We start from the raw sequence: 18783 nt of genomic DNA on the forward strand, positions 1-18783 counted from the left end.
ATCTCAGGGTTTATGCCCTGGGCAAAAAACTCGACGAGCTTTGCAGATAGTCAAAGAACCATCTGATGATGAAGCTGAACTCTGGAATGAGCTGCGATTTCTGCCAGTCTTCACTTTTGGAGAACCCGGTAAAGGTATCCAGGAAGAACAGGATCGCGGCCACAATCAGCACGCCTCTCAACGCCCCGAAACAGATCCCGAGTACCCTGTCCGTTCCTGACAGACCGGTTTTCTCGACCAGCTGACCTATCACGTAATTGACGATAGCGCCAACAATCAGCGTCGCGATAAACAGCACCGCGATGGCGATTCCATTTCGGACCAGTTCATCTTCAAAGCCCGTGAACCAGACAGACAGGTAAGTGTAGTAATGACTGGCGACAAAGAAAGCACAACCCCAGGTCACCAGCGATAACGCTTCACGAACAAAGCCACGGATCAGGCTAACCAGACAGGAAAAACCAATCACCGCAATGATGGCGTAATCAATCCAGACCATATGTGTCCCACGATTAAACGCCCTGTCATCCAGTTCGGGGCGAATTCTAACAGAAAAAGAAAACGTTTGCGTAGGGATTTCCTTCCCGCGCGTAAATAAAAAAGGCGCTGAAAAAATGTTCAACGCCGTGGCTTATCGCCTCTCTCTTACAGGAGCAGGTCGTACTTAGTTTGCGCTGTAGCCCATCACCACACCGCTCAGGCCGGAGATCTGCTTCAGCTCACCCAGCGACCCTTTCAGTTTGTCTTTAGACGCTTCTGGCCCCACGAGGATACGGGTAATTTTACCCTGCACCGGCGTGGAAGGTGAAGTGTAAACACGATATCCCGCACTGCGCAGTTTACCCACCACCTCATTCACCTTGTCCGCATTTTTCAGCGCACCGAGCTGCACCACGTAGGCTTTGCCCGTTGGGGCAGCAGCGTCCTGCTGCGTCGGTTTTGCTGGCGGAGGCGTCTCTGACGCTGCGGCGAGCTGTTCTGCCGCTTTATCACGCTGCGGTTTCGGCTGCGGCTTCTCAACCGGCTTCGGTTTTTCAACCGGTTTAGGCTGCTCGACCGGCACAGGATCGATATCGCTGTTGCTCGTGGCCGCCAGGCGAGACGGATCGAGCGACGGTGCGGCGGCATCCCCCGCGCGCACCTCTTCCGCCGCCCCTTCCGGAGGCTGAGCAGGCAGCGCCTGCGTCGCCGCGGGCAGCATATCCGGCTCATCGCGGTCGCCCGGTTTCGGCACCAGCGGAATCGCGGCAAACTCATCCTGATAATGCTTTTTCTGCCCGTCGAGCAGCCCGGGAAGAATAATCACCCCGAGCGCGACCAGCACAATGGTTCCTGTTAAACGGTTCTGAAACTTACTCGCCACCGGTTCTCCCCGCGTCCATCACTTCCATGACATGTGCCACCGTGTGGAATGAACCACACACCAGCACGGTATCTTCTGGTTTAGCCTCCGCCATCGCGGCATGCCAGGCCTGCGCCACGCTACTGTAGATTGCGCCTTTGCCGAGATGTTCCATCAGCTGCTCAGCCGTCGCGCCGCGTGGCCCCTCCAGAGGAGCACAATACCAGCTATCGACCACACTCTCCATGCAGGCCAGCGTCCCGCCGATATCTTTATCATGAAGCATACCGATAACCGCCAGCACGCGCCCGGTTTTTGGTAACGATTTGAGACGTCCCGCGAGATACGCCGCCGCGTGGGGGTTGTGCGCCACATCCAGAATCAGGCGCGGTGACTCGCTCACAATCTGGAAACGCCCTGGCAGAATCGCGTTTTGTATACCCTCGCGGATCGCCTGTTCGCTGACCACGAGGCCGCTGGCGCGCAGTGCCGCCAGCGCGGTTGCCGCATTTGGCTGCGGGACCTGCGGCAGCGGCAGGTTATCCAGCGCCCCCTGCGCGTCGCTAAAGCGCCAGCCTTTGTCCTGAACCTCATACTGCCAGTCAACGCCGCGGCGCAGCAGCTGTGCGCCCTTTTCGTTCGCCACGTCAGCAATGGTGTGCGGCATATCCGGCTCGCCCACCACGGCAGGTTTATTTGCCCGGAAAATACCGGCCTTCTCGCGGCCAATGCTTTCACGATCGGGCCCCAGCCAGTCGATATGATCCAGCGCGATGCTGGTCACTACCGCCACGTCTGCATCGACGATATTGGTCGCATCAAGACGTCCGCCGAGACCAACCTCAAGGATCACCACGTCCAGCTGGGCCTGTTTGAATAGCCACAGGGCCGACAGAGTGCCGTATTCAAAATAGGTTAATGAGGTCTCTCCGCGCGCGGCTTCAATTTCCGCGAACGATGCCGTATGCGCCGACTCCGGCAGCTCGCGGTTCTGCACACGAACCCGCTCGGTGTAGCGTACCAGATGTGGCGAGCTGTACACGCCGACCCTGTAGCCCGCCGCCATCAGGACGGATTCCAGCGTGCGGCAGGTGGTACCTTTGCCGTTGGTGCCTGCGACGGTGAACACGAAAGGCGCCGGTTTCAGCACATCAAGACGCGCGGCAACCTGGCTTACGCGCTCAAGCCCCATATCGATGGTTTTACTGTGCAGGTTTTCCAGATAAGAAAGCCACGCGGCCAGGGGCGACGTGGCTTGGGGAATGCTTTTATTTTCCATAATGCCCGGTTGTCATTAACAGATTAGAAAGCAAAAGGGCAGCGCCAACCGGCCCTGCCCTTTTCAGTTATCAGGCCTCGGGTTCCTGATCCGGTACCACCACGCCTTCACGCGGCTCATCCGGGTTCGGCGCTGGCAGATTCATCAGCTTCGCCAGGATGCGCGCCAGCTTCAGGCGCATTTCCGGACGGCGGACGATCATGTCGATGGCGCCTTTCTCAATGAGGAACTCACTGCGCTGGAATCCCGGCGGCAGTTTTTCACGAACGGTCTGCTCGATAACGCGAGGACCCGCAAAGCCGATCAGCGCTTTTGGCTCAGCGACGTTCAGGTCGCCCAGCATCGCGAAGCTCGCGGAGACGCCGCCCATGGTTGGGTCGGTCAGCACGGAGATGTACGGCAGACCGCGCTCCTGCATCTTCGCCAGCGCTGCAGAGGTTTTAGCCATCTGCATCAGGGACATCAGCGCTTCCTGCATACGTGCTCCGCCGGAGGCAGAGAAGCAGATCAGCGGACAGTTGTCTTCCAGCGCCTGCTCAACGGCACGCACGAAGCGCGCACCGACCACGGAGCCCATTGAGCCGCCCATAAAGGAGAACTCAAACGCAGCGGCAACAACCGGCATCCCATGCAGGGTGCCTTTCATGACGACCAGCGCGTCTTTCTCGCCGGTCTCTTTCTGTGCGGAGGCCAGACGATCTTTATATTTTTTGGAGTCGCGGAACTTCAGCACGTCTTTTGGCTCAAGCTCGCTGCCCAGTTCTACCAGAGAACCTTCGTCCAGCAGGCTATGCAGGCGGTTGCGCGCCGACATACGCATATGGTGGTCACACTTCGGACACACCTCAAGGTTGCGCTCCAGCTCTGCGCGATACAGAACCTGGCCGCAGCTATCACACTTCGTCCATACCCCTTCAGGAATGCTCGCTTTACGCGTTGGGGTAATGTTGCTTTTAATTCGTTCAATCCAGCTCATTGATAACCTTTCTGCCTGAACCTGGTCGTATGCCAGTTTTGCTATAAGAGGCGAATAATGCCATTTTTGCCTCCAACAGACCATGAATGTTGCACATTAAAACATAACAGCCCGAAACTTTGGATAAAAAAGTGGTCGAACCGCCAGTGTGCATTTACTTCGCTTGCTTTGCCGCCGCACGTTTATGACGAATGATTTCGATAACGCCCGGCAGTACGGAAAGCACAATAATCGCTACAATCAGTAACTTAAGATTTTCCTGAACCACAGGGAGATCGCCAAACAGGTAGCCTGCATAGGTAAACAGCAGTACCCAAAGCAGCGCCCCCACGACGTTATACATGGCAAAATGACGATAGGACATATGTCCCATTCCCGCCACAAACGGTGCAAATGTGCGCACAATAGGCACAAAGCGCGCAAGGATAATGGTTTTTCCGCCATGGCGTTCATAAAACGCATGAGTTTTATCTAAATAGCTGCGGCGGAAAATTTTTGAATCCGGATTGCTGAAAAGCCGTTCACCGAATACGCGTCCAATCGTGTAGTTGACCGCATCACCGACGATGGCGGCAATCACCATCAGCACCACCATAAGATGCACATTCAGATCGTTGGTGGGCAGCGCCGATAACGCCCCGGCGACAAACAGCAGTGAATCGCCCGGCAGGAACGGCGTGACAACCAGCCCGGTTTCACAAAACAGAATGAGGAACAGAATGGCATAAACCCAGACGCCGTACTGCGCGACCAGCTCTGCCAGGTGAACATCAATATGCAGGATGAAATCAATCAAAAAACGAATTACGTCCATATTGTCTAAGCCTTAATTGCACCTTTGTTTAGTCCGCTAGAAACAGCGGCCCCATTGGCGGTTTCGGCAGGTCAAACCGATCCGGATAGTCTACCGAGACCAGATACAGCCCTTCCGCTTTCGCCGTGGCTGCCGCAAGCGTTCTGTCCTTCGCTGCCAGCAGGTCTGCAATCCAGCTCTCCGGCTGGTGTCCGGCACCCACTTCCATCAGGCTGCCCACAATATTCCGCACCATATGATGTACAAAGGCATTGGCTTTGATATCCACCACCACATACGCGCCAAAACGGCTGACGTTAATGTGCATGACATTACGCCACGGCGTGCGGGACTGACACTGCACCGCACGAAACGAGGTAAAGTCATTTTCACCAATCAGACACTGCGCCGCGCGATGCATGCGTTCCGCATCGAGCGGTTCATAAAAATGCGTCACGCCCTGGCTTAACACCGCCGGACGCAGACGCTGGTTGTAGATGACGTAGCGGTAACGACGCGCGGTGGCGCTGAAACGCGCATGAAAATCATCCGGCACAGCTTTCACCCAACGCACCGCAATGTCACCAGGCAAATTCGCATTTACACCCAGCGTCCAGGCGGCATCCTTACGCACGGCGGTGGTCTCAAAGTGCACCACCTGCCCCGTGCCGTGAACGCCCGCGTCCGTACGGCCTGCGCACAGGACGTTAATCGGCTCGTTTGCCACCTGAGAGAGCGCTTTCTCCAGTTTCTCCTGGACGCTGCGCACCTCATTCTGACGCTGCCAGCCATAATATTTACTGCCATCGTACTCAATACCGAGGGCAATTTTATGAACAGGCTTTTGTTCCACGTCTGACATCAGTACAGGTACTCCTGCACCAGTTTTTCAGCGATCTTGACCGCCATCAGCGCGCCGCCGAAACGAACGTTGTCGGCAACGGACCAGAACTGAACCTGCTCCGGCATACCGTAGTCGTTACGCACGCAGCCAACGGAAAGATGCGCGCTGCCGGTGGCGTCGCCTACCTGCGTCGGGAACTCACTCTCTTCAGAGAGAACGATGTCTTCCCCGCGACCAAACGCATCGCGCGCCTCTTCTGCCGCCAGGGGACGCAGCGCTTCAAAGCCGACCATCTGCGCGTGACCGTAGAAGACCGGGGACTGCACGACGCTTGCGGAGATCATCAGGCCATCGTCCTGCAGAATTTTACGCACCTCATCAACGATACGACGCTCTTCGCGCACGGAACCCTCGCGGTCCGGCAGCAGCGGCAGCATATTGAACGCCAGCTGGCGGCCAAAGAAATCATCTTCGTCAATCGGGATACCGTTCAGCAGCTTCGCGCTCTGCCCGGCCAGCGCGTCAACGGCCTTTTTGCCGTTTGCGGACGCGGACAGCAGGCTGGTCACGGTAATGCGCGACAGGCCGCCGTCGTCGATCAGCGGTTTCAGTGCAGTCAGCAGCTGGCTGGTCAGGCTGTTCGGTACCGCAATGACGTTACGGTTGCGGTAGTCAGCCAGTACAAACGGGTTCACGTCCGGCACCACCAGCGGCACATCCGGCTCCATGGAGAACAGACCGCTCAGATCGATGACCAGGCAGCCTGCGTTGGTCGCCTCTTCAACGTACGCCGCAGTGGCTTCAGCGCCCGCGGCGAAAAACGCCAGCTGCGCCTGCGTCCAGTCGAACGCCGCCGCATCCTGAACCATGACGGATTTATTGTTAAAACGCAGATGCTCACCCGCGCTATCCGTTCGCGCCAGCGCATAGATATCGCCCACCGGGAACTGACGCTCAGCAAGCGTTTCGAGCAGGGCTTCGCCCACGGCACCCGTGGCACCTAAAATGGCAATGTTCCAGCCTTCAGACATGGTGGTTTACTCCAGAAATAAAAAAGCGTCCCTGTCGGAGTATCCGACAGGGAGCATTAAGAAGACATTAATGCGCCGGGTGATGAACGGCGTTAAACCCCAGCTTGTGCAGCAGCGTCGCCGCCGACGCGTCGTCGCACATCACATAGAGGGAAGACCACTCGCGGCGCTCAACGTAGTTCTTGCGCAGCTTATCAAACTCACCCGGGATCCCCGCCACTTTACGCAGCAGCGCATCATCGCGGCGCACATCATACACCAAATGCACCAGCCTTTTCAGCGTTGCCTGATCGAGCGGGCCGTGAAGGGTAATGCGGCCAAATTCAGGCGCGGGGAGTAAGGTATCCAGCGCCACCTGCTGCGGATGGCCGATAAAGGCGCTGTAGGCTTCGAAGACCTGCGTCGTACCGCGGGCTTTCCCTTCGAGGGTATAACCAGCGATATGCGCCGTGCCCACATCAACCTTATTTAGCAGCTCAACGTTGAGGTCCGGCTCCGGCTCCCAGACGTCCAGCACCACGCTGAGGTTTTGTCCTTCGTTCAGACACGTCAGCAGCGCGGCGTTATCAACTACCGGACCACGGCAGGCATTTATCAGAATAGTGCCAGCCTTCAGACGGCGAATTAACGCCTCATCGGCCAGATGCAGAGACTTATACGGCCCCTCTTTAAACAGCGGCGTGTGGAACGTCAGCACGTCGCACTGTTCAACCAGCTCGTCCAGCGAACGGAAATCCCCGTCGTCGCCGTTGTCTTTGCGCGGCGGATCGCACAGCAACGTGCGGATCCCTAACGCTTCCAGGCGCTTTTGCAGGCGTCCGCCGACGTTACCCACGCCGACAATCCCCACGGTGCGGTCTTTCAGCGCAAACCCGTCGCGCTCGGCCAGCATCAGCAGCGAGGAGAAAACGTATTCCACGACGGCAATCGCGTTACAGCCCGGCGCGGCGGAGAAACCGATTCCGGCCTGCTTCAGCCATTTATCATCCACATGATCGGTCCCTGCCGTTGCGGTCCCAACGAACTTAATCGCCTTACCGGCGAGCAACGCCTCATTTACTTTGGTCACCGAGCGCACCATCAGGGCGTCGGCATCGTCCAGTTCGTTGACCGGGATCGGGCGACCAGGAACAGCCTTAACGTTACCCAGGCGGCTAAACAGCTCACGGGCGTAAGGCATATTTTCATCAACGAGGATTTTCACGTCTGAGTACCTGTTTGAGAGGAAGAAAACCTGCCAAGTGTGCCATAATCTGGCCGCCAGGCATATACGTCTGCCAGGTTTACGCTGAGTTTTGACTTTAAGGATTTTTGACGATGCAGCCCATTTCAGGTACGCCGCCACGCCCTCCGGGTGAAGGCCCCGTCACGCCAAACGTTGCCGGTGAACAACCGCTATCCACGCAACAGCGCACCGTGCTGGAGCGACTGATCACGCGCCTGATTGCGCTGACTTCACAGCAAAACGCGGAAGTCTGGGCCGGGGTGAAGCATGATTTAGGCGTGAGGAACGACGCACCGCTGCAGTCGCGCCATTTCCCCGCTGCCGAGCAAAATCTGAACCAGCGTATTACGACCGCGCAGCAGAACCACACCACGCGCCAGATTGTTTCTCAGCTGACGGAGCTGCTGGGCCAGGGAAATAACCGCCAGGCGGTGAGTGATTTTATTCGCCAGCAGTATGGTCAGACCGCGCTGGGCCAGCTTACGCCCGACCAGCTCAAAACCGTGCTGACGCTGCTGCAGAACAATGAGCTGTCGATTCCGCAGCCGCAGGTGCGCCCGGCGACCGAGCGTCCGCTGCTGCCCGCCGAGCACAATACGCTCAAGCAGATGGTGACGAAGCTGGCCGCGGCCACCGGCGAGCCGACGAAGCTTATCTGGCAATCCATGCTGGAACTGTCGGGCGTGAAGGCAGGCGAGCTGATCCCGGCCAAACAGTTTACCCATCTGGTGACCTGGCTCCAGGCACGCCAGACGCTCAGCACCCAGAGCGCCCCTACCCTGCATACTGTGCAGGCCGCGCTGAAACAGCCGCTTGAGCCGCACGAGTTCGAGGTGATTCGGGATTATGCCCAGCAGAACTGGCAGGCCACGCCGCAGACGGTACTGACTACCGCGCAGGTGCAGGATCTGCTCAACCAGATCTTCGTTCGCCGCGCCGAGCGCGAAGGCGGCGTACCGGAGGTGAGAAATATTCAGCCGATCTACAGCCCGCTGTTTGCGCCGGTCGTGGAGACCTTCAGAACATTTTCTGCGCGTCCGGGATTGATGTTTATTGCATTACTGATTGCGCTGGCGATTTTCTGGCTGGTTGCCTGATATTTTGCCCGGTGGCGCTGCGCTTACCGGGCCTACAACGGCTCGAACCGTAGGCCGGGTAAGCGCAGCGCCACCCGGCAACAACGACTCACGTTCTGCGAAACGCCACCAGCGTCACCACGATCCCCACCCCCGCGGAAACCGCACCGGCCAGGAAGACGGACGGATAGCCAAACGAGGTGGCTAACACCCCGGCCAGCGGCCCGGTTACTCCGTATGAGATATCCTGAAACGCCGCATAGCCGCCGAGCGCCGTCCCGCGCACCTGCGGAGCCACTCGCTTCACCACTTCAACGCCCAGCGCCGGGAAGATCAGAGAACAGCCGCAGCCGGTCAGCGCCGCACCAAGCAGCGCAACGGATGCCACGGGTGCATTCCACAACAGCAGAAGACCGATGGTTTCAATGACCAGCGACGCCACCGCCACCTTCACGCCGCCAAAGCGATCCGGCATCCAGCCGAAGAAGACGCGCATCAGCACAAACGCGCCGCCAAACGCGGTAAGCGTAAAACCGGCCATCGCCCAGCCGCGGCTCATAAAATAGAGCGAGACGAACGTCCCAATCACCGCAAAACCCACGCCCTGCAGCGCCAGACCCAGGCCCGGCTGCCAGATTTGGCCGACCACGCTCCACAGGGAAGGACGCTCGCCTTTGTGCGCGGGCACCTTACGCACCGAGCCGTTAAACGCCCATGCCACCAGCGGCAGCGCCATGGTGGTGGCAGCCAGCGCCGCAAAACCGAACTGGCTGTTGATCAGCAGACCAAGCGGTGCCCCGGCGGCCAGCGCGCCGTAGATGGCCATGCCGTTCCAGGACATCACCTTGCCGGAACGTGCTGGCCCTACCAGCCCCATTCCCCAGGTCAGGGTGCCGGTCAGCAGCTGGCTTTCACCAAAGCCCAGGATTAAACGGCCCAGTACCAGCAGCGCAAATTTATACGCCGCGTCGACCGGCAGAACAGCCGCCAGCAGCCATGCGCCGCCCGCCAGGCCGCAGGCAAACATGCCCTGCAGCGCCGAACGTTTGGCACCGTGCTGGTCCGCCAGCCGTCCGGCGTAGCCGCGGGTTAAAACCGTCGCTAAAAACTGGATACCCACGGCGATGCCGACCATGGTGTTGCCATAGCCCAGCTCCTGGTGTACGAACAGCGGGATCACCGGCAGCGGCAGGCCAACGGTCATATAGGTCAGGAATACCGCAAAGGCGATACGGAACAGCGAGACGTTCGCTGAAGGGGTTGTTTCTGTTTGAGTTACTGCAGTCATGCTTTACTCCGAAATGAAGAGTAAGGCGGGGAAATGCCACGCCCCCTCTACCTGATTATCAGGATTAAGGTGCGTTGGTTGACGTTAAAGGCTTACGCATTATCGTGAGGATAATGTTGAGTGGTGAAGTTTGCCTGTGAGATCAGCCGCTTGTCAATGCATAAAAAAGGGAGCCTTATGGCTCCCCTTTCGAATCAAACATAAAACTTATGCTTTCAGCTTACGCATGACCAGCGTGGCGTTGGTGCCGCCGAAACCGAAGCTGTTGGACATGACGGTGGTCAGCGTCGCGTCCGTTGGTTTGGTCACGATGTTCAGGCCAGCAGCCTGCTCATCCATCTCTTCGATGTTGATGCTTGGCGCGATAAAGCCGTTTTCCAGCATCAGCAGAGAGTAGATCGCTTCCTGTACGCCAGCCGCACCCAGAGAGTGACCGGTCATGGCTTTGGTGGCAGAGATAGCCGGGCTGTTGTCGCCGAAGACTTCACGGATCGCACCCAGCTCTTTCACGTCGCCTACCGGCGTAGAAGTACCGTGAGAGTTCAGGTAGTCGATTGGGGTATCAACGCCGTGCATCGCCATCTTCATGCAGCGCACCGCGCCTTCGCCGGATGGCGCAACCATGTCGGCGCCGTCAGACGTTGCACCGTAGCCCACGATCTCAGCATAGATGTGCGCGCCACGTGCCAGAGCGTGCTCCAGCTCTTCAACCACAACCATACCGCCGCCGCCCGCGATAACAAAACCGTCACGGTGCGCATCATAGGTACGGGAAGCTTTGTCCGGGGTCTCATTGTACTTGGTGGACAATGCGCCCATCGCGTCGAATTCACAGGCCATTTCCCAGCCCAGCTCTTCGCCGCCGCCAGCAAATACGATGTCCTGTTTACCCAGCTGGATCTGCTCAACAGCGTTACCGATACAGTGTGCGGAGGTCGCACACGCGGAGCTAATGGAGTAGTTCACACCGTGGATTTTGAACGGGGTCGCCAGGCACGCGGAAACCGCAGAACCCATGGCTTTCGTGACCACGTACGGACCTACCGCTTTCAGACCACGCGGGCTACGCATGGCGTCAGCACCGAATACCTGCGCTTTAGATGAGCCGCCGGAACCGGCGATCAGACCCACGCGCGGGTTGTTCTGATAAACCTCTTCACTCAGGCCAGAATCTTTGATCGCTTCCTGCATGGAGAGATAAGCATAAATAGAGGCATCGTTCATGAAACGAACCACTTTGCGGTCGATCAAACCGGTGGTGTCCAGTTTGACGTTACCCCATACGTGGCTACGCATACCTGAATCTTTAAACTCTTCAGAGAAAGTGATCCCGGAGCGTCCTTCACGCAGAGATGCCAGGACTTCCTGCTGGTTATTACCGATGCTGGAAACAATGCCCAGGCCAGTAATCACTGCACGTTTCATTCAATACCTCTGTAAGTCGCACTATAGTAAGTTTCGAGTCGCACAATAGCGTACACTTGTACGCCGAACAAGTCCGATCAGACATTTTCTGCGGAAATTTGCACCGATGGACTCACATCGTTAAGATCGTGCCACTGCCTGTCAGACGAGTAACTTACGTGAAACAAAACGCTATACAACCCGCCAACCTCGAATTCAACGCTGAGGGTACACCTGTTTCCCGAGATTTTGATGACGTCTATTTTTCTAATGATAACGGACTCGAAGAAACTCGCTATGTTTTCCTCGACGGAAACCAGCTCAGCACCCGCTTCCCGGCGCACCCGCGGAGCCTGTTTGTGGTCGCGGAGAGTGGATTCGGCACCGGTCTGAATTTTTTAACCCTCTGGCAGGCGTTTAATCAGTTCCACGCTGCTCACCCTGAGGCTACGCTACAAAGATTACATTTCATCAGTTTCGAAAAATTCCCGCTCACCGCGCACGATCTGCGGCTTGCCCACCAGCGCTGGCCGGAGCTTGCGCCCTGGGCAGAACAGCTTCAGGCGCAGTGGCCGCCCCACATCGGCGGCTGTCACCGTCTGATTCTGGACGGTGGACGCGTCACGCTGGACTTATGGCTCGGCGACATCAACGACCTGACCGACAGGCTCGATGATTCGATGAATCAGAATGTCGACGCGTGGTTTCTGGACGGTTTTGCCCCTGCCAAAAACCCGGACATGTGGAGCCAGCATCTGTTTAACGCGATGGCGCGGCTGGCGCGCCCTGGGGCTACCCTTGCCACCTTCACCTCGGCGGGCTTTGTCCGCCGTGGGCTGCAGGAGGCGGGCTTTACCATGCAGAAGACCAAAGGCTTTGGCCGCAAGCGCGACATGCTTGTCGGCAGGATGGAGCAGACGCTGGACATCCCCGCTCAGACGCCCTGGTTTGCGCGCCGCGCCAGCGCATCGCGCGACGTAGCGATCGTTGGCGGTGGGATCGCCAGCGCCCTGCTCTCTCTCGCGCTGCTGCACCGGGGCTGGCAGGTGACGCTCTACTGCGCTGACGAGGCGCCCGCCAGCGGCGCGTCCGGCAACCGCCAGGGCGCGCTTTACCCGCTTTTAAGCGCACACGATCCGGCCCTGTTCCAGTTTTTCCCGGCAGCCTTTACCTTCGCCCGCCGCCTGTACGACGCGCTGCCAGTGGCATTCGACCACAACTGGTGTGGCGTGACGCAGCTCGGCTGGGATGAGAAGAGCCAGCAGAAGATCGCGCAGATGCTGTCGCTGGGCCTGCCGGAAGAAATTGCCCGCGCGGTAAGCGCGCAAGAGGTGGCGGACACCGCTGGCGTGGAAACCGGGTGTGGGGGCATTCAGTACCCGCTCGGCGGCTGGCTGTGCCCGGCCGAACTGACCGCGGCGGTCATTGCCCTGGCGCAGTCGCAAGGGCTGACGCTGCACTTTGCCCACAAGGTGGAATCGCTCACCCGGACAGAACGCTGGGCTCTGCGTTTTGCTGATGGCAAGGAGGCGAGCCATGCCAGCGTTGTGCTGGCCAACGGGCATCACATCAGCCAGTTTATCCAGACAGCAGCGTTGCCGGTTTATCCGGTCGGCGGCCAGGTAAGCCATATCCCCACCGCGCCTGCGCTCGGCAAACTGCGCCAGGTGCTGTGCTATGACGGCTATCTGACACCGCAAAATCCGTCTAACGGCCATCACTGCATCGGGGCCAGCTATCATCGTGGCGAAACGGATATGCGCTATAGCGAAGCGGATCAGGCGCAAAACCGCCAGCGCCTGATTGACTGTTTCCCGGATGCGGCGTGGGCGAAAGAGGTTGACGTCAGCGAGGGTGACGCGCGCTGCGGCGTGCGCTGCGCCACCCGCGATCATCTGCCGATGGCGGGCAACGCGCCGGACTATGACGCGACGCTTGCGGCCTATGAAGATCTGGCTGAAAACAAGGAAACGGCGGTGGCCGCACCGGTGTATCCGGAGCTGTTTATGCTGGGCGGGCTGGGTTCCCGTGGGCTGTGCTCCGCGCCGCTGCTGGCTGAAACGTTAGCCGCGCAAATGAGCGACGAGCCAATTCCGCTGGACAGGGTTACGCTTGCGGGACTGAATCCGAATCGCTTGTGGGTAAGGAAACTGCTGAAGGGGAAAATGGTTAAGTAAGATGCGGCCTGGTGCCCTCACCCTAACCCTCTCCCACAGGGAGAGGGAAAATTAGTAGGCCCGGTAAGCGCAGTGCCACCGGGCGAAAAACAATGACTTAGCGTTTAGCCTGCTGGAACAGGTTGTCCCACATACCCAGCACCAGTGACTGGTCGCGCGGAGAGAGCTCCCCGGCCTGAATGGCTTTCTCCAGACTGCGGGTCACTTCCTCATGAACAGCGTCGGCAGAGTGATCGTCACCTGCTTCCAGCTCGGCTACAGCGAGCGTCAGGTGACCACGCAGATAACCGCTGGCGAACAGCTCATCATCGCTGGCGTGTTCCACCATGTCATCAATTAACGCCAGAATGCGTGATTCAAATTCTGCGATCATCTTCTTTCCTCTGTTAAAGATCTTCCGGCCAAGGGAAGCTTTCCGCCGCAATCGCCGGCGTGTGGTAATAATTCTGTAAGGCCTCGATCAGGCGCGCCGGACGTGCCGGGATGCCTTTCTCAAGGTATTCCATCACCTGCGCATGCACGCGGCGCTGGAAGACAATACGGTCTGGCTCGAAGTCGCCTTCGAGGTTGTCGCAGCTGACGTTGAACGGGAAACCCGCCGCCACGCAGAACAGCCATTCCAGCGCCTGCGGCTTCACTTCCACATCCTCAAACTGCCCCTGCGTCGCGGCGTCTCGCCCGTCCGGGCAATACCAGTAACCGAAGTCCACCAGTTCGCGACGCGCTTTTCCGGCGATGCACCAGTGCGAAATTTCGTGCAAACCGCTGGCGTAAAAGCCGTGGGCAAAGACGATGCGGTTATACGGAACCTCGTCATCAGCAGGAAGATAGATCGGTTCGTCGTCGCCTTTAATCAGACGGGTATTAAAATCGTCAGCAAAACAGCCGTCAAAGATCTCAATCAGCTGTTCATATTTATGCGTACTGTTCATTAGTGCATCCCCAACCAGGTGAGGATCTCCTGTCCATGGCTGTCATAAAGAAGTTTGGCGCTCATCACCGCCGAGACGATAACGATCATCGGACGGATCAGCTTTTGCCCTTTGCTTAATACAAGACGCGAGCCTGCGCGCGCGCCCAGGAACTGCCCTGCCATCATCACAAACCCGGTTGCCCAGATAACCTTGCCGCCAATGATAAACAGCAGCAGGCCGCCGACGTTCGAGGTCGCGTTGAGCACTTTGGCATGGGCGGTCGACTTGGCGAGGTTAAACCCGGCCAGCGTCACGAACGCCAGCGCGTAAAACGAGCCTGCCCCCGGGCCGAAGAAACCGTCGTAAAAACCGACGCAGCCCCCGGCAATCAGCGCAAACGGCAGGCCGTGCAGACGACGCTGACGGTCTTCCTCGCCGAGCTTCGGCATCAGCAGGAAATAAAGCCCGATGCAGATGACCAGAACCGGCAGGATCTGGCGCAAAATATCCGACTGCACGTGCTGAACCAGCAGCGCGCCCGACGTGGAACCGATAAAGGTCATCAGGATATTGAGCTTCTGGTCGGCCAGGTTCACCACCTTGCGGCGGATAAAATAGAGCGACGCCGAAAGCGAGCCGCCGCAGGCCTGTAGCTTGTTGGTGGCAAGCGCCTGCGCCGGGCTCATGCCCGCCGCCAGCAGCGCGGGTACGGTTAATAGCCCGCCGCCGCCCGCAAGGGCATCAATAAAACCGGCCAGCATAGCCACAAAGAACAACACCACCAGCAGCAGCGGTGACACCATAAACAGATCGACGAAATTATCCATTAAAGTACATGCTCATCCAGTAGCGCCTGGCAGGAAGGCGGCAACGGAGGCGGTGTCTTCTTCTCAGGCTTAGAGGTTCCAGGTTTTGCCGGTTCAAACCAGCTTTGCAGTTCCGCACCACAACCATCGCCTGGCGGCGGTAGCGGCTGATCTTCGCATTCCAGGCTGTTCGCCGGGCAGCGCAGACGAACGTGCATGTGCGCATGATGCTGGAACCACGGGCGCACTTTGCGCAACCAGTCGCGATCGGTTCCCTCATCGAGGCAGAGCTGTTGCTTGATAGCCGGGTTGACGAAGATCCGCGTGACGTCGTTATCTTTTGCCGCCAGCTTAATCAGGCTGAAGATATCCGGCGTCCACAGTGAGGGCACAACGCGCTTACCGTCGCTCGACACCAGATCCAGCGCCTGCGGTTTCAGCAACTGGGCTGAACTCCAGCGCGCTTTAGGCAGCTGCAGGAAGATATCGACATCCAGTCCGGTCTGGTGACTGGCGTGTCCACCGTTAAAACGCCCGCCCGCAGGCATCCCCATATCGCCGATCAGCATCGTGCCCAGCCCCAGATTATGCACCTGGTTTCCCAGCCGCTGGATGAACAGCACCAGATCCGGGTGGCCGAAGTAACGACGCTGGTCGGTACGCATCACCTGATAGGTATCCGATTGCAGCGGAAGTTCCTGAGCCCCCACGATACAGCCGTTAGAAAAGGCGCCGATGGACTGCGCGCTCCCCGCCACCGGATGGGTGATTTTTTGCCACGGCGTGGCGGCCAGACTGGCTCCACTGGCAAGCAGCGCCAGCAGAGCAATTGCGGTTTTTTTCATGTTTACCAGCGTGGAATGGTGGTCGTCACATCCGCATTCTGCGCGCGCTGACGCAGGAAGTGATCCATCAGCACGATCGCCAGCATCGCTTCTGCGATCGGCACCGCGCGGATCCCTACGCACGGATCGTGACGTCCTTTAGTGATCATCTCAACTTCTTCGCCATCGCGGTTAATCGTGTGGCCCGGCACGGTAATGCTTGAAGTTGGTTTCAGCGCGATATTGGCAATAATCTGCTGCCCGCTGCTGATCCCGCCCAGAATGCCGCCCGCGTGGTTGCTCTGGAAGCCCGCTTTCGTGATTTCGTCGCGATTCTGGCTGCCGCGCAGGGATACCACGTCAAAACCGTCGCCAATCTCAACGCCCTTTACCGCGTTGATGCTCATCAGGGCGTGCGCGATGTCGGCATCGAGACGGTCAAATACCGGCTCGCCCCAGCCTGGCGGGACGCCGTCGGCCACGACGGTGACTTTCGCCCCGATGGAGTCTCCCTCTTTTTTCAGACCGCGCATCAGTTCGTCCAGCGCATCCAGCTTGTCGGCATCCGCACAGAAGAACGGGTTTTGCTCGACCTGATCCCAGTCTTTGATCGCCAGCGGAATGTCGCCCATCTGGGTCAGACAGCCGCGGATCACGATGCCAAATTTTTGCTGCAGGTATTTCTTAGCAATGGCGCCAGCCGCCACGCGCATCGCGGTTTCACGCGCAGAAGAACGCCCGCCGCCGCGATAGTCGCGAAAGCCGTACTTTTGTTCGTAGGTGTAGTCGGCATGGCCCGGACGGAACACGTCTTTGATGGCGCTGTAGTCCTGAGAGCGCTGATCGGTGTTTTCAATCAGCAGACCAATGCTGGTGCCTGTAGTGCGTCCTTCAAAGACGCCGGAGAGAATTTTGACCTGGTCCGGCTCGCGACGCTGCGTGGTGTAGCGAGAGGTGCCCGGACGACGACGGTCGAGGTCGTGCTGCAAATCGGCTTCGGTCAGTTCGATGCCTGGCGGTACGCCATCAACGATACAGCCCAGCGCCAGCCCGTGCGACTCGCCAAAGGTGGTCACGCGGAATACCTGTCCAATACTGTTTCCTGCCATCACGGCTCCGATGTTGTTGTTTGTGTTTGAGCGTTGTGAAACGGGCCGAAGCCCGCTGGATTAATCTTTATAGATGCTGAAGTGTTCGCGCGCGTCGAGCAGCTGCGCTTTGGTCAGCATAAAGACGCCGTCACCGCCGTTGTCGAACTCAAGCCAGGTGAACGGCACATCCGGATACTGCTCTATCAGATGTACCATGCTGTTGCCCACTTCACAAATCAGAACGCCGTCGTCGGTCAGATAATCCGGCGCGCAGGCCAGAATGCGGCGGGTCAGCTTCAGGCCGTCAGAGCCTGACGCCAGACCCAGCTCCGGCTCGTGGCGGTATTCGTTCGGCAGATCGGACATGTCTTCCGCATCGACGTACGGCGGGTTAGTGACGATCAGATCGTACTGCAGCGTCGGCAGATCGCGGAACAGATCGGAGCGAATTGGCGTAACGTGATGGATCAGACCGTGCTCTTCAATATTGTGCTCGGTCACGGCCAGCGCGTCGGTGGAGATATCAACCGCGTCCACTTCCGCTTCCGGGAAGGCGTAAGCGCAGGCAATGGCGATACAACCGCTCCCGGTACACATATCCAGAATGTGCTGCGGCTGATGGCCGATCAGGCCTTCAAAGTGGTTGTTAATCAGCTCACCAATCGGCGAGCGCGGCACCAGCACGCGTTCATCGACATAGAACTCGTGGCCGCAGAACCAGGCTTTGTTGGTCAGGTAGGCGACCGGAATGCGTTCGTTGACGCGACGGATCACGCGCTCAACGATGCGGTGTTTTTCGCTGGAGGTCAGGCGCGCGGTGCGCATGTCTTCCGGAATATCCAGCGGCAGGTAGAGGGACGGCAGCACCAGCTGCACGGCTTCATCCCACGGGTTGTCGGTACCGTGTCCGTACCAGATATTGGCGGCGCTGAAGCGGCTAACCGACCAGCGCAACATGTCCTGTATGGTATGCAGCTCGTTTACTGCTTCATCGACAAATATTTTATCCACTCTTTCCTCCAGGGCATGCTCGCATAATTTTCGGCGGCTAGTTTGCCATGAAGACGGCGATAAATCAGCAATGACGCGTACCGCTTGAGGTTAAAAAATGCGTTTAGTCGGGTACACTATCGGAAATACGAGATGAGAATGACGAATGAAAAAGAAAACATCGCTCAGCGAGGAGGATCAGGCGCTCTTCCGACAGCTGATGACCGGGACGCGGAAAATCGCGCAGGACACGATTGTTCATCGCCCGCAGCGTAAAAAAATCAGCGAAGTCCCGGTCAAACGGATGCTGCAGGAGCAGGCCGATAACAGCCACTACTTTTCAGACGAGTTTCAGCCGCTGCTTAATACCCAGGGCGCGGTGAAATACGTGCGCGGGGACGTCAGCCATTTCGAACTGAAAAAGTTACGCCGGGGAGATTATTCGCCGGAGCTGTTTCTGGATCTGCACGGCTTAACGCAAATGCAGGCGAAACAGGAGCTGGGGGCGTTGATTGCCGCCTGTCGCCGCGAACATGTTTTTTGCGCCTGCGTGATGCATGGCCACGGGAAACATATCCTCAAGCAACAGACGCCGCTGTGGCTGGCTCAGCACCCACACGTAATGGCGTTTCATCAGGCACCGAAAGAGTACGGCGGAGATGCCGCCTTGCTGGTGTTGATTGAAGTTGAGGAGTGGCAGCCGCCAGAGTTGCCCTGAAAGAG

19 protein-coding genes are annotated in these 18783 nt (G+C 58.3%); 3 read left to right on the forward strand and 16 right to left on the reverse strand.

Annotation, left to right across the window (positions count from 1 at the left end):
* Positions 1-10 precede the first annotated feature (10 nt).
* From cvpA to pdxB, 8 genes are all read right to left on the reverse strand, one after another.
* A complete protein-coding gene (gene cvpA / locus PI91_RS18655; RefSeq protein WP_000262116.1) occupies positions 11-499 on the reverse strand; it encodes a colicin V production protein in 489 nt (162 codons plus the stop codon).
* Positions 500-664: 165 nt separating this feature from the next.
* Positions 665-1363 (reverse strand): cell division protein DedD, encoded by a 699-nt coding sequence (gene dedD, locus PI91_RS18660; RefSeq protein ID WP_008502596.1) that lies wholly within the window; start codon positions 1361-1363, stop codon positions 665-667.
* A complete protein-coding gene (gene folC / locus PI91_RS18665) occupies positions 1353-2621 on the reverse strand; it encodes a bifunctional tetrahydrofolate synthase/dihydrofolate synthase (protein WP_039266788.1) in 1269 nt (422 codons plus the stop codon). The genes dedD and folC overlap by 11 nt, the downstream gene beginning before the upstream one ends.
* Positions 2622-2691: 70 nt before the next feature.
* Complete coding sequence (accD, locus tag PI91_RS18670) at positions 2692-3597, reverse strand: acetyl-CoA carboxylase, carboxyltransferase subunit beta (RefSeq protein WP_008502598.1); 906 nt, start codon at positions 3595-3597, stop codon at positions 2692-2694.
* Positions 3598-3751: 154 nt separating this feature from the next.
* Entirely contained in the window at positions 3752-4411 is a 660-nt protein-coding gene (locus tag PI91_RS18675) for a DedA family protein (protein WP_008502599.1), read from the reverse strand.
* Between the two features lie 28 nt (positions 4412-4439).
* On the reverse strand, positions 4440-5252 hold the full coding sequence (truA, locus tag PI91_RS18680; RefSeq protein WP_008502600.1) for a tRNA pseudouridine(38-40) synthase TruA: 813 nt from the start codon (positions 5250-5252) through the stop codon (positions 4440-4442).
* Entirely contained in the window at positions 5252-6265 is a 1014-nt protein-coding gene (locus PI91_RS18685; protein ID WP_023325776.1) for an aspartate-semialdehyde dehydrogenase, read from the reverse strand. Before PI91_RS18685 ends, truA begins: the two co-directional genes overlap by 1 nt.
* Before the next feature lie 67 nt (positions 6266-6332).
* Complete coding sequence (pdxB, locus tag PI91_RS18690; protein ID WP_025912740.1) at positions 6333-7469, reverse strand: 4-phosphoerythronate dehydrogenase PdxB; 1137 nt, start codon at positions 7467-7469, stop codon at positions 6333-6335.
* Positions 7470-7582: 113 nt separating this feature from the next.
* On the opposite strand from pdxB, the gene flk reads away from it, so the two are divergent.
* The gene (flk, locus tag PI91_RS18695; protein ID WP_039266789.1) at positions 7583-8587 is read left to right on the forward strand and encodes a flagella biosynthesis regulator Flk; all 1005 of its coding nucleotides are present in this window, start codon (positions 7583-7585) and stop codon (positions 8585-8587) included.
* Between the two features lie 88 nt (positions 8588-8675).
* On the opposite strand, the gene PI91_RS18700 is transcribed toward flk, so the two are convergent.
* Complete coding sequence (locus tag PI91_RS18700; RefSeq protein WP_039266791.1) at positions 8676-9854, reverse strand: MFS transporter; 1179 nt, start codon at positions 9852-9854, stop codon at positions 8676-8678.
* Between the two features lie 207 nt (positions 9855-10061).
* Positions 10062-11279, reverse strand: a complete 1218-nt coding sequence (gene fabB / locus PI91_RS18705) for a beta-ketoacyl-ACP synthase I (protein ID WP_008502605.1) — start codon at positions 11277-11279, stop codon at positions 10062-10064.
* 158 nt (positions 11280-11437) lie between these two features.
* On the opposite strand from fabB, the gene mnmC reads away from it, so the two are divergent.
* Positions 11438-13435, forward strand: coding sequence for a bifunctional tRNA (5-methylaminomethyl-2-thiouridine)(34)-methyltransferase MnmD/FAD-dependent 5-carboxymethylaminomethyl-2-thiouridine(34) oxidoreductase MnmC (mnmC, locus tag PI91_RS18710; protein ID WP_039266792.1), 1998 nt, complete (start codon positions 11438-11440; stop codon positions 13433-13435).
* 97 nt (positions 13436-13532) lie between these two features.
* Here the strand turns inward: mnmC and PI91_RS18715 are convergent, their stop codons facing one another.
* The 6 genes from PI91_RS18715 to prmB are packed head-to-tail and all read right to left on the reverse strand — an operon-like array spanning position 13533 to position 18081.
* Positions 13533-13808, reverse strand: coding sequence for a YfcL family protein (locus PI91_RS18715; RefSeq protein WP_008502607.1), 276 nt, complete (start codon positions 13806-13808; stop codon positions 13533-13535).
* Positions 13809-13821: 13 nt separating this feature from the next.
* A complete protein-coding gene (locus tag PI91_RS18720; RefSeq protein WP_008502608.1) occupies positions 13822-14367 on the reverse strand; it encodes an elongation factor P hydroxylase in 546 nt (181 codons plus the stop codon).
* Positions 14367-15176 carry a sulfite exporter TauE/SafE family protein gene (locus tag PI91_RS18725; protein ID WP_021241577.1) on the reverse strand — a complete coding sequence of 270 codons (810 nt, stop codon included), beginning with the start codon at positions 15174-15176 and terminating at the stop codon, positions 14367-14369. The genes PI91_RS18720 and PI91_RS18725 overlap by 1 nt, the downstream gene beginning before the upstream one ends.
* The gene (gene mepA / locus PI91_RS18730; RefSeq protein WP_039266793.1) at positions 15176-16000 is read right to left on the reverse strand and encodes a penicillin-insensitive murein endopeptidase; all 825 of its coding nucleotides are present in this window, start codon (positions 15998-16000) and stop codon (positions 15176-15178) included. The genes PI91_RS18725 and mepA overlap by 1 nt, the downstream gene beginning before the upstream one ends.
* 2 nt (positions 16001-16002) lie before the next feature.
* Positions 16003-17088: a chorismate synthase gene (gene aroC, locus PI91_RS18735; RefSeq protein ID WP_039266794.1), complete on the reverse strand. Its 1086-nt coding sequence runs from the start codon at positions 17086-17088 to the stop codon at positions 16003-16005.
* A gap of 60 nt (positions 17089-17148) precedes the next feature.
* Entirely contained in the window at positions 17149-18081 is a 933-nt protein-coding gene (gene prmB, locus PI91_RS18740) for a 50S ribosomal protein L3 N(5)-glutamine methyltransferase (protein ID WP_008502612.1), read from the reverse strand.
* A gap of 145 nt (positions 18082-18226) precedes the next feature.
* Here prmB and smrB point away from each other — a divergent pair, with 145 nt between their 5' ends.
* Complete coding sequence (gene smrB, locus PI91_RS18745) at positions 18227-18778, forward strand: endonuclease SmrB (RefSeq protein ID WP_039266795.1); 552 nt, start codon at positions 18227-18229, stop codon at positions 18776-18778.
* Positions 18779-18783 lie beyond the last annotated feature (5 nt).

This window comes from Enterobacter sp. FB (genome assembly GCF_000805795.1).
GTDB lineage: Bacteria > Pseudomonadota > Gammaproteobacteria > Enterobacterales > Enterobacteriaceae > Enterobacter > Enterobacter roggenkampii.